Source organism: Emcibacter nanhaiensis (assembly GCF_006385175.1).
Taxonomy (GTDB): domain Bacteria; phylum Pseudomonadota; class Alphaproteobacteria; order Sphingomonadales; family Emcibacteraceae; genus Emcibacter; species Emcibacter nanhaiensis.
The window spans coordinates 215,749-226,899 of sequence record NZ_VFIY01000010.1 but is presented as its reverse complement, the minus strand read 5'-3'; the positions used below and the strand labels follow the sequence as shown (position 1 = coordinate 226,899).

Genomic DNA, 11,151 nt, shown 5'->3' with positions numbered 1-11,151 from the left:
GTTCCCGCTGCTCCCATGGCGGGGACCATCTTTCTTTCATCTCACACTTGAGGAATGATCATGTCAGACAGAGAAAGTCTTCATTTTATCAACGGGGAATATACCGCCGGATCGTCCGGGCTCACCTTTGAAAACCGCTGTCCGGTCGACGGCAGCCTGATCGGCCTGGTGCATGAGGGCAAGCGCGAAGAGGTTGACGCCGCGGTCAGCGCGGCGCGGGCGGCGCTCAAGGGGCCGTGGGGCCGCATGAGTGTGGAGGAGCGGGTCAGGATGCTGTACCGGGTCGCCGACGGCATCACCGCCCGGTTTGACGAATTCCTCGAGGCCGAATGCCTCGACACCGGCAAGCCGAAGAGCCTGGCCAGCCATATCGACATTCCGCGCGGCGCCGCCAACTTCAAGGTCTTTGCCGACGTGATCAGGAATGTGCCGACCGAAGGCTTTTTCCTCGAGACGCCGGACGGGGCCGGGGCGCAGAATTACGGCGTGCGCACGCCCAAGGGGGTGATCGGGGTGATCTCGCCGTGGAACCTGCCGCTGCTGCTGATGACCTGGAAGGTGGGCCCGGCCTTGGCCTGCGGCAATACCGTGGTGGTCAAGCCGTCCGAGGAGACGCCGCTGACCACGACCCTGCTCGGCGAAGTGATGAATGACGCCGGCGTGCCCAGGGGCGTGTTCAATGTGGTGCACGGCTTCGGGCCGGACAGCGCCGGGGCGTTCCTGACTGAACATCCGGGCGTCGACGCCATCACCTTTACCGGCGAGACCCGCACCGGCACCGCGATCATGAAGGCGGCGGCCGAAGGGGTGCGCGATGTCTCCTTCGAACTCGGCGGCAAGAACCCGGCCATTGTCTTTGCCGACTGTGATATGGACAAGGCCATCGAGGGCACCATGCGTTCGGTGTTCGCCAACTGCGGCCAGGTCTGCCTCGGCACCGAGCGGGTATTTGTCGAGCGGCCGGTCTTTGATGAATTTGTCGCCCGCCTCAAGGCGGGGGCCGAGGGCCTGAAGCTGGGCCGTCCCGAAGACGAAACCGTCAACATGGGACCGCTGATCAGCAAGGAGCATCAGCAGAAGGTGCTGGGCTATTACAAGCTGGCCAAAGACCTGGGCGCGACCGTGGTCATTGGCGGCGGCGTGCCGGACATGCCGGACGACCTGAAGGACGGCGCCTGGGTCGAGCCGACCATCTGGACCGGGCTTGGCGACGACAGTGCGGTCATGAGGGAAGAAATCTTCGGCCCCTGTTGCCATATCACGCCGTTCGATGAGGAAGAGGAAGTGATCGCGCGGGCCAATGACACGGTTTACGGTTTGGCGTCGGCAGTGTGGACCGAGAATATGTCCCGCGGTCACCGGGTCGCGGCACAGATCGACTGCGGCATCTGCTGGGTCAACAGCTGGTTCCTGCGCGACCTGCGCACCGCTTTCGGCGGCACCAAGCAGTCCGGCATCGGCCGCGAGGGCGGGGTGCACAGCCTGGAATTCTATACCGAACTGAGAAACGTCTGCGTCAAGTTGTAGGGAGACCCATTGAGATGAGCAAAGACCTGAACGAAATAGCTAAAATCGTTGATGACGCCGCGCGTACCGCGACGGCGATTCCGCAGCTGTCGGAAACCGGTCACGACCTGACCCTGGAAGAAGCCTATCAGGTGCAGGCGCTCTCGCTCGCCCGGCGCTACGCCCGCGGCGAGCATCAGGTCGGGGTCAAGATGGGCTTCACCAGTGAAGCCAAGATGAAGCAGATGGGGCTCAAGGAAATGATCTGGGGCCGGCTCACCAATGTGATGCTGGTGGACAACGGCGGCGAGATCGACCTCAAACATTATGTTCATCCCCGGGTCGAGCCGGAAATCTGCTTCCGCCTCAGGGCGCCGCTGGCCGGCGAGGTGAGCCCCGAGGAAGCGCTGGCCGCCGTGGACGCCGTGGCGCCGGCGCTGGAGATCATCGACAGCCGCTACGAGAATTTCAAATTCAATCTGCCGGATGTGGTGGCGGACAACACCTCCACCTCCAGCTATGTGGTCGGCGACTGGTATCCGGCCGACACCGACATTGCCGATCTCGCCATGGCGATCAGCTTTGACGGCGAAGAGGTGCAGTCCGGCTCCACCTCTGCCATTCTCGGCGATCCGCTGCGGGCCCTCATCGGGGCGGCGCGGCTGGTGGGCAAAGACGGCGGCCGGCTCGAGGCGGGCTGGCATGTGATGGCCGGCGGCGCCACTGCGGCAGAGGCCCTCACTCCCGGGATCAGCGTCCGGCTCGACACCGAAAATATGACACCGGTCACCTTCAATGTGAAATAGGCAGGGGGGCAGGGGCAGCAATATTTTCATTGTGTCCGGCCGGTGATCAGTTAATCATAGAACTGATCAGGAGGAGACATCGACATGAGTTATATCTTTGAGCCCCCCGCCATTCCCAGTGTGGCGATCGCTGGCAGCGACGCCCGCTTCCCGGTCCGTCGCATATTCTGTGTCGGCCGCAACTATGAAGCCCATGCCCTTGAAATGGGACTTCAGCCGACCCGGGGCGAGCCGATGTTTTTCACCAAGCCGGCCGATGCAGTGGTGGAAAGCGGCAGTACCATTCCCTATCCGCCGGAGACGGAAAATTTCCATTATGAGGGGGAACTGGTGGTGGCTATCGGCGCCGACGGCTTCCGGGTTCCGGAAGAGCAGGTTCCGGAAATGATTTTCGGCTACGGTATCGGCATCGACCTGACCCGTCGGGACCTGCAGGCCAAGGCCCGTGATGCGGGCCGCCCCTGGGACTGGGCCAAGGGGTTTGACAATTCCGCGCCCTGTTCCGCCCTGACGCCGATCAAAAAGACCGGTGAGCTGACCAGTGGTGAAATCCGGCTGAGCGTCAATGGGGAGGTTCGGCAGGACGCGGATATTTCCCAGATGATCTGGACTGTGCGGGAAATTGTCTCCCTCATTTCCAATTCCATGCACCTGAAGAAAGGGGACCTGATCTATACCGGCACGCCGGCCGGGGTCGGCGCCGTCGGGCCGGGTGACCGTCTGGTCGCAAGTATTGAAGGATTGCCGGAGCTTACCCTCACCATCGGTGAGCCGGAATAGGAATTCGGCAAAATAGCGCAGCAAAGCGGATGTTGGGTTCACTATCGGGATAGTGCGTTGGAACCGGTCTGATACAGTGGAATGGTCACGCTGAAATGGTTTATTTAGCCAGGCCAATCCCTTGGTATTTCAGATGACATGTGTATCCTGGAAAATGAGGACGTTGGTCTTGGCCGGCGTCCTCATTATTTTAGTCGCGGGCGCTGGTTGACTGCTTGGTGACCCATCGCCCGTAAAGGGATTCCCGCAGTTTTACCGCCGCATCAGTGAGGATTTTCCGGATCCGGTCTTTTTCTGCCTCATAGGTTTCGACATTCCGGCAGGAGGCGGACAGGGCTGCGATTGCTTCCCCCTCCAGATTCCGGAGTGGGACGGCAAGGCAATAGAGGCCCGGTTCTATCTCGCTGTTATCGGTTGCAAATCCCTGCTCCCGGGTAAGGACGAGAACCTGGCGCAGCTTTTCCGGGTCGGTGATAGTGGTGTCGGTCAGGGCCGGAAACGGGCCGGTGGAGAGATAGGCGTCCAGATCCTGCTGGGGTAGTTCGGCGAGCAATATTTTACCGATCCCCGAGCAATAGGCTTCAAGCTGCTCGTTTTCCCGGGTGAAGACTTTTTGTCCCTCGGGTTCCGATTTCACCAGATAGGTCACCATTTCATTCTCGTATACCCCGATGTGGGAGATCATCTTGAGCTTGCGGCTGACCTCGGCCAGAATCGGTCGCGCCGCAGACGCCAGAAGACGGTGCAGCAGCCCCTGGTCCACCAGGGCGATCAGCTCCGTCCCCGGCCCCAGGGAACCCTGAGGGCTTCGCCGGACCAGCCCCTGCTTTTCCAGGACCGCCAGATGACGATAGACCGTTGCGGGCGGCAGGGAAATGGCTTCGGCTATTTCCTTGGCATTTTGCGGTCTTCTGCTGTCAATCGCCAGTTTCAAAATGGTGATGGCCTTGTCCAGGGTCTTGGTGCCTGACATCAATGGTCTCCAGAAATTTTTCTCACATTATGGGAATAATGCTGCCGGCGCAAGTTGCTTAAAAATAATGCCTGCGTAAGATATGGGAGATTGCGATGAGGGAAAGAAGACAATGACCACAGAAAATATAGAGCGTGCCGCCGAGAATATTCTCAAAGCCTATGAAACCAGGCAGTACTGCGCCCCGGTGCGGGAGCTGATCGGTGAAACCATCGAAGCCGGCTATGCCGTGCAGTCCATCCTGACAAAGCAGTGGCTTAAGGAAGGGCGTCGTCTGTGCGGCCGGAAAATCGGCCTCACCTCCGAGGCCGTTCAAAAGCAGCTTGGTGTCGATCAGCCTGACTTTGGCGTTCTGATGGCCGACATGGAATATGCCGACGGCGCTGAAGTCCCCTTTTCCAAAATGCATCAGCCCAAGGCGGAGGCCGAACTGGCCCTGATCCTCAAGGCCGACCTGGATCATGAGGACGTGACCTACGAAGAACTGGTCGAGGCGATTGACTACATCATGCCGTCTGTTGAGATCGTCGGCAGCCGGATCAAAGACTGGGATATCCGCCTCGCCGATACGGTTGCCGATAATGCCTCCAGCGGTCTTTATGTGCTCGGCAGCCCGGTGCGCGACTGGAAAGACATCGATCTTGCGGCGGCCGGCATGATCCTCAAGCGCAACGGCGAAATTGTCTCAGAAGGCAAGGGGGAGGCCTGCCTCGGACATCCGTTTAATGCCGCTCTGTGGCTTGCACAAACCTGCGCTCGTTTCGGCAACGGCCTGAAAGCCGGTGATGTGGTACTGACCGGGGCCTTGGGCCCGATGGTGCCCATCGCGCCGGGTGACGCCTTCGAAGCCTCAATCGAAAATGTCGGCTCAGTGAATTTCACGGTCAGTCAGGACCGGTAACAAGGAATAAAGTTATGTCTCAAGCAGCGAAAACCAAAGTAGCAATCATCGGCTCCGGCAATATCGGTACCGACCTGATGATCAAAATCATGCGTACCAGCGATGTCCTGGAAATGGGCGCCATGGTCGGGGTGGATCCGGCTTCCGACGGTCTTGCCCGGGCGGAACGTCTTGGCGTGCCGATCACCGCAGAGGGAATCGAAGGCCTGGTGAAAATGCCAGAGTGGCAGGACATCCAGATCGTGTTTGACGCCACCTCCGCTTATGCCCACAAGCACCATGACGAGGTGTGCCGGGCGGCCGGTAAGGTTCTGGTTGACCTGACGCCGGCGGCGATCGGCCCCTATACGGTGCCGGTGGTGAATATGGAAAAAAATCTGTCCGAACCGAATGTGAATATGGTGACCTGTGGCGGTCAGGCGACTATCCCCATTGTCGCCGCCGTCAGCCGGGTGGCAAAAGTACATTACGCCGAGATCGTGGCCAGTATCTCGTCCCGTTCGGCGGGGCCCGGCACCCGGGCCAATATTGACGAGTTTACCGAGACCACCAGCCGCGCTATCGAAAAGGTCGGCGGCGCCGGTCGCGGCAAGGCCATCATCATCCTAAATCCGGCGGAACCGCCGCTGCTGATGCGCGATACGGTGTTTACCCTGTCGGAAATGGCCGACGAAGCGGAAGTCGAGGCCTCCATCGAACAGATGGTCAAGGACGTGCAAAGCTATGTGCCCGGCTACCGGCTGAAACAAAAGGTGCAGTTCGAGCGTTTCGGCTCCAACAATCCGCTCAAAATTCCCGGCTACGGCGAGTTTGAGGGTCTGAAAACCTCTGTCTTTCTGGAAGTGGAAGGGGCGGCGCACTACCTGCCGGCCTATGCGGGCAACCTCGACATCATGACGTCGGCAGCGCTGGGCACCGCAGAGAAAATTGCCCGGCTCAAATTCAACAAGGCGGCCTGAGGAGAAGGACCATGACAGACCAGAAACTCTATATCCAGGATGTGACCCTGCGCGACGGCATGCACGCCATCCGCCATATGTACAGTATCGACCATGTGCGCGATATCGCCAGGGCCCTGGAAGAGGCTGGCGTTGACGCCATCGAAGTGGCGCATGGCGACGGGCTGACCGGTTCCAGCTTCAACTATGGCTTTGGCGCCCATACTGACTGGGAATGGATCGAGGCCGTGGCCGACGTGCTGGACAAGGCGGTGCTGACCACTCTGTTGCTGCCGGGTATCGGCACCAAGGAAGACCTGAAGCGGGCTTATGATCTTGGCGTGCGGTCCGTACGTATCGCCACCCATTGTACCGAGGCCGACGTGTCTAAGCAGCATATCGGCGTCGCCCGGGAGATGGGTATGGACACCATCGGCTTTCTGATGATGAGCCATATGATTGAGCCCGCGCATCTGGCCGAGCAGGCCAAGCTGATGGAAAGCTATGGCGCCACCACCGTTTATGTGGTGGATAGCGGCGGCGCCCAGAATATGGATGACGTGGCCGCCCGCCTGAAAGCTTTCGATGATGTGCTGGAGCCGGAAACCCAGCGCGGCATTCATGCCCACCACAATCTCAGCCTTGGCGTGGCCAACTCCATTGTGGCGGTGCAGAACGGCGCCATCCGTGTTGATGCGTCGCTGGCCGGTATGGGGGCCGGGGCCGGCAATGCGCCGCTCGAGGTCTTTATCGCCGCGGCCGATCGCATGGGCTGGAACCACGGCTGTGATGTGTTCAAGCTAATGGATGCGGCGGAGAACCTGGTGCGGCCGTTGCAGGATCGTCCGGTGCGGGTGGATCGCGAAACCCTGTCGCTGGGCTATGCCGGGGTATACAGTTCCTTCCTGCGTCATGCCGAGACGGCGGCGGAAAACTACGGCCTCGATGTGCGCGAGATCCTGGTGGAACTGGGACGCCGGAAAATGGTCGGCGGCCAGGAGGATATGATCGTCGATGTGGCGCTTGATATTCTCAAGCAAAAGGAAAGTGCCGCCTGAGGCGGTTCCGAGTCTGTTTGCCAAGGCGATTTGTCGTCCTGGAATCACCAAATCGGAAAGCAGTGTGAGCCCTGTCCCCGGCGTGCCGGAGACGGGGCTCATTTTTTTTGCAGCAGGAGGGGAACCGGAGAAAATCCTCGGGAAGTCCAGTATTTGCGGGACGTATTCACAGGAAAGTCTCGCTCAAATGTCTATCCTGAAATTGTCTATATGATCCGAAAATTGAAGTTTCGGACAGAAAGTGTGTTGATTTCATATGTCTAGACTGCTAGAATGTTAGTTAAGTTACAACATCCAAGCTTTACTGGAGACCAATACATGTTCGACGAACCCTTATCCGATATTTTTCCGCCCGAAGGGCATGGTGCGCCCAATGACCGCAGTCCCCAGAAAGAGGGCGATACTGGGTTGCCGGCGGGAACCGAAGTCTTTTCCGCAGATGATCATGTGTCGGTCGGTGAGGATATCTTTTTCGAGAATCTGCCTGAAAGCCTGAAACCCCGCGCACCGCGCCTGTGGCGGGACGAACAGGGCGTTTTCCAGATCGGAATGGTAATGGGCCAGTCGGTCCTGCCGGAAGCCTTTGTTGAAGTTGTGAGCCATTTTGAGAAGCGGCCCGGCTGTGATGCCGCCAATGTGGAGGCCCGCCTGGAAGATATGTCGGCCGAGGGCGTCTCCAAGGCACTGGTTTTCCCCAACGAGGTCCTTGGCCTCCTGGCCTGGCCGGATCATGAGATCAAAGGGGAATGTTTCCGGATCTACAACGACTATATCGCCGCCTGGAAGGACCAGGCGCCGGACCGGCTGTATCCGGTCGGCCTGATCAACTGGTGGGACGCGAAGGAAACCCGCAAAGACCTGGAACAGCTCAAGTCGCTGGGGCTGAAAACCTTCCTGATGCCGCTTAATGCCATGACCAGCCCTGATGGCGAAAAAATTGACTATGCCAGCCTGAAAATGCAACCGGTCTGGGAAGAGATTGAGGATTCCGGCATTCCCGTGTCCCACCATATCGGCGAAGGTGATTTCGGCCATGACGAGAATAACCGGGTGGCTATGGGCCTGTTGCAGCTGGTGAATAGCTTCCGCGAGATGTTCGGCAAATATACCTTCGGCGGCATTCTCGACCGGCATCCGAACCTGCAGGTTGGCTGGTTTGAAGGCGGGATCAACTGGGTGGTTTCCACCCTGCAGGACGCCAAATATATCGATGCCAGCATCAAGCATACCTACAACTGGAAAATGCAGCATGATCCGGAATATTACTGGAACAAGCATATGTGTGCGTCCTTCATGGTTGATCCGCTCGGTCTTGAGCTGATCGACCGGATCGGTGTGGAACGGGCGATGTGGTCAACAGATTACCCGCACAATGAGAGCACTCTGGGGTACACCAGAACCTCCCTGAAAAGTGTCGTGGATGCGGTCGGCGTTGAAAACGCGCGCAAAATCTGCGCCGAAAATATCGTCAAATACCTGAAAATCTGACGCCCCATTCCGGAGAGTGAAATAATCGCGGACAGGGTGCCTTGCTTAATGTGTCCTGTCCGGGTTCTGGGAGCACCTGAGGAGAAATAACTTGCGTAAAAATAGATTAAAGCTCGGCCTGTTCATTCCGCCGTTCCATCCACTCTACGAAAATCCGACCCTGTGTATTGAGCGGGATCTGCAAATCACCCAGTTCGCTGACGAGATCGGCATGTCGGAAATCTGGTTCGGCGAGCATCATTCCGGCGGCTACGAGATCATCATGTCTCCGGAGCTGATGGTTGCTGCGGCGGCGGAACGGACCAAGAGTATCAAGCTCGGCACCGGCGTGATCACGCTGCCGTACCATAATCCGCTGATGACGGCCAACCGCCTGTGCCAGCTCGACCACCAGACCCGCGGTCGCCTGCTGTTTGGTGGCGGCCCCGGCCTGCTGACTGCCGATGCCCATATGCTGGGCCTGGATGCGCGGGAATCCCGTGACAAGCTGGACGAGGGGATCAGTGTGATTTCCCGCCTTCTCGCCGGCGAATGGGTGACCGAGAAAACCAGCTGGTACGACCTGAACGATGCCCATTGTCATCTGCTTCCCTATAACGGTCCCGGCTCGCTCCCCATTGGTGTGGCCAGTGCCTTCTCTCCGAGCGGCGGTACCCTGGCGGCAAAATATGATACGGCGATGCTGTGCCTGGCGGCGACCAGCCCGGATGGCTATGACGCCCTGGCCGGCAACTGGAAGATCGCCTGTGATACCGCTGAAAAATATGGCCGTACCATGAATCCGGCAGTGCTGCGCTGTGCCACGGACATGCATATTGCCGAGACCCGGGATGAAGCCATGGACCAGGCCCGTAAAGGCTTTGAGGTTACCCAGCGCTATTTCGCCAACCAGACCGCCCATGTGGCCAACGAAGGAATGGATGTGACCCTGGAGGACCTGATCGAGCGTGGCGAAGCCGTGGTCGGGACCCCGGATGATGCGGTCGCCCAGATTCGTCGCCTGGAAGAAAAAGTTCCGGACTTCGGCACTCTGCTGCTGCTGGACAAGAACTGGGCAACCTTCGAGAACAAGAAACGCTCGCTGGAAATGATGATGCGCTACGTACTGCCCGAGATCAACGGCGACAACGTCAGCCGCCAGAAATCCTTCGACTGGCAGGGTGAGCACGCGGAAGAATATTTCAAAACCTTCCAGCAGGCCGCTCAACGCGCCTTCGAGAAGCATGCGGCCCAGACGGAGGCAGATAAATAACCAACTCAAAAATTGAGTGCCACCTCAGACCGGATACCCTGTCCCTGCGGCGGGGTATCCGTTCCCGTCAATAGGGTCAGCCGGTCTTTCGGCAAGTGCGGCAAAATAAAAGGAACAGGGATGCAAATCATCGTGTCAGACAGTGGCGTTATTCTTGAAGAGGCAGATCGCTTCGACGGTTTCAAGATCGTGTCCGGACTGGAGATCGAAGAGGTAGAAGGAAAACTGGCCGGGTCGGTTGGATACGCTGACGGTCAGGATAATTTCTTTATCAGGCGGGAATGGATTGTCTCCCAGGCGCCGGCAGCGGGTCAGGCCGGCTGGCAGCAAAATTTCGAAAAAATGATAAACTACGCCGCCAGCCACGGATGGGTCGATTCAGAGACCGGCGCCATTCGTGCCCATGTCGAGCGGCCGGAAGCGTAGGGCCAGGCCATGCGATTCCCAATAGATCAGGAAAGATAAGGAGCAGGGTTATGAGTAAAGCGGAGACGAGAACCGCCGAAGAAATGATGACCTATGAAAAGGATGTCGAGAACAAGATTGCCTATATCACTCTCCGTCGCCCCGACAAGATGAATGCGCCGGATACGGATATGCGGATGCGCTATGCGGAGCTCCTGCACCAGGCCAATGTGGATGATGAGGTCAAGGTTCTGGTGCTGCGCGGCGAGGGGGATGATTTCGGCACCGGCGCCGACCTGCCGGAGCAGCAGCAACGCATGTACAGCGGTGATATCCTTTATGAATTTGGTTTCGAGGAAGGGGCCGACGTCAAATATCCGGCAATGGACAGCTTCCGGTTCGCCCAGAATATCTGCACCCATTATGCCTCGGTCCGTGGCGGCTGCCGCAGCCTGCAGGAATTCAAGAAAATCAGCATTGTCGAGGTCAAGGGCTATTGCTACGGCTGGCATTTCTACCAGGCCGGAGATGCGGATATCGTTATTGCCTCCGACGATGCCCTGTTTGGCCACGCCGCCTTCCGCTACATGGGCTTTGCCCCGCGTATGTGGACCTGGATCGAAACCATTGGCTTGCGCAAATTCCAGGAGATGCTGTTCACCGGCCGTCCCTTTACTGCCGACGAAATGGAAAAATGCGACTTCGTTAACAAGGTGGTGCCGCGGGATCAGCTGGAAGACGAGGTGCAGAAATACGCCCTGGCCTGCGCCAACAACGGCACCACCGACCGGATCGTCATGCAGAAAACTTTCATGGAAATGTATAAGCAGCAGCGCGGCGAATATTTCGGCAGCATCCTGAGTGGCCTGTTCGAGGGGCTCGCCGCCAGCGGCGTCGAAAAGGTTGAGGAAGGTGAATTCGGTCTCACCCCTGAGGTGATGAAAAAAGGTCTGGCCAAAGCGGTCAAGGAAGCCGAAGAGAAATTCCCGCCGGAATGGCGGCTTAGCCGTTCGGGTCGTGAGAAGAAATGAGTTTAGCAGAGAT

At 58.5% G+C, this 11,151-nt stretch carries 11 protein-coding genes; 10 read left to right on the top strand and 1 reads right to left on the bottom strand.

All coding sequences use genetic code 11. The annotated features are described in order from the left end of the window. Positions 1-60 precede the first annotated feature (60 nt). From FIV46_RS10540 to FIV46_RS10530, 3 genes are all read left to right on the top strand, one after another. Entirely contained in the window at positions 61-1,527 is a 1,467-nt protein-coding gene (locus FIV46_RS10540) for a 2-hydroxymuconic semialdehyde dehydrogenase (RefSeq protein WP_139938585.1), read from the top strand. A gap of 14 nt (positions 1,528-1,541) precedes the next feature. Next, the gene (locus FIV46_RS10535; RefSeq protein WP_139938583.1) at positions 1,542-2,312 is read left to right on the top strand and encodes a 2-keto-4-pentenoate hydratase; all 771 of its coding nucleotides are present in this window, start codon (positions 1,542-1,544) and stop codon (positions 2,310-2,312) included. A gap of 84 nt (positions 2,313-2,396) precedes the next feature. Next, positions 2,397-3,092 carry a fumarylacetoacetate hydrolase family protein gene (locus FIV46_RS10530; RefSeq protein ID WP_139940878.1) on the top strand — a complete coding sequence of 232 codons (696 nt, stop codon included), beginning with the start codon at positions 2,397-2,399 and terminating at the stop codon, positions 3,090-3,092. A gap of 190 nt (positions 3,093-3,282) precedes the next feature. On the opposite strand, the gene FIV46_RS10525 is transcribed toward FIV46_RS10530, so the two are convergent. Further along, a complete protein-coding gene (locus tag FIV46_RS10525; RefSeq protein WP_139940877.1) occupies positions 3,283-4,065 on the bottom strand; it encodes an IclR family transcriptional regulator in 783 nt (260 codons plus the stop codon). Positions 4,066-4,177: 112 nt separating this feature from the next. Between FIV46_RS10525 and FIV46_RS10520 the strand changes: the two genes are divergently transcribed. The 7 genes from FIV46_RS10520 (at position 4,178) to FIV46_RS10490 (ending at position 11,138) form a co-directional block, all read left to right on the top strand. Further along, positions 4,178-4,966, top strand: a complete 789-nt coding sequence (locus FIV46_RS10520; protein WP_139940876.1) for a 2-keto-4-pentenoate hydratase — start codon at positions 4,178-4,180, stop codon at positions 4,964-4,966. Positions 4,967-4,980: 14 nt separating this feature from the next. Continuing rightward, complete coding sequence (locus FIV46_RS10515; protein ID WP_139940875.1) at positions 4,981-5,925, top strand: acetaldehyde dehydrogenase (acetylating); 945 nt, start codon at positions 4,981-4,983, stop codon at positions 5,923-5,925. Positions 5,926-5,936: 11 nt separating this feature from the next. Beyond that, positions 5,937-6,962 carry a 4-hydroxy-2-oxovalerate aldolase gene (gene dmpG / locus FIV46_RS10510; RefSeq protein ID WP_139940874.1) on the top strand — a complete coding sequence of 342 codons (1,026 nt, stop codon included), beginning with the start codon at positions 5,937-5,939 and terminating at the stop codon, positions 6,960-6,962. A gap of 318 nt (positions 6,963-7,280) precedes the next feature. Beyond that, on the top strand, positions 7,281-8,450 hold the full coding sequence (locus FIV46_RS10505; RefSeq protein ID WP_139940873.1) for an amidohydrolase family protein: 1,170 nt from the start codon (positions 7,281-7,283) through the stop codon (positions 8,448-8,450). 91 nt (positions 8,451-8,541) lie between these two features. Continuing rightward, positions 8,542-9,702: an LLM class flavin-dependent oxidoreductase gene (locus tag FIV46_RS10500; RefSeq protein ID WP_139940872.1), complete on the top strand. Its 1,161-nt coding sequence runs from the start codon at positions 8,542-8,544 to the stop codon at positions 9,700-9,702. A 120-nt stretch (positions 9,703-9,822) separates the two neighbouring features. Beyond that, positions 9,823-10,128 (top strand): hypothetical protein, encoded by a 306-nt coding sequence (locus tag FIV46_RS10495; protein WP_139940871.1) that lies wholly within the window; start codon positions 9,823-9,825, stop codon positions 10,126-10,128. 50 nt (positions 10,129-10,178) lie between these two features. Further along, positions 10,179-11,138 (top strand): enoyl-CoA hydratase/isomerase family protein, encoded by a 960-nt coding sequence (locus tag FIV46_RS10490; RefSeq protein ID WP_139940870.1) that lies wholly within the window; start codon positions 10,179-10,181, stop codon positions 11,136-11,138. Positions 11,139-11,151 lie beyond the last annotated feature (13 nt).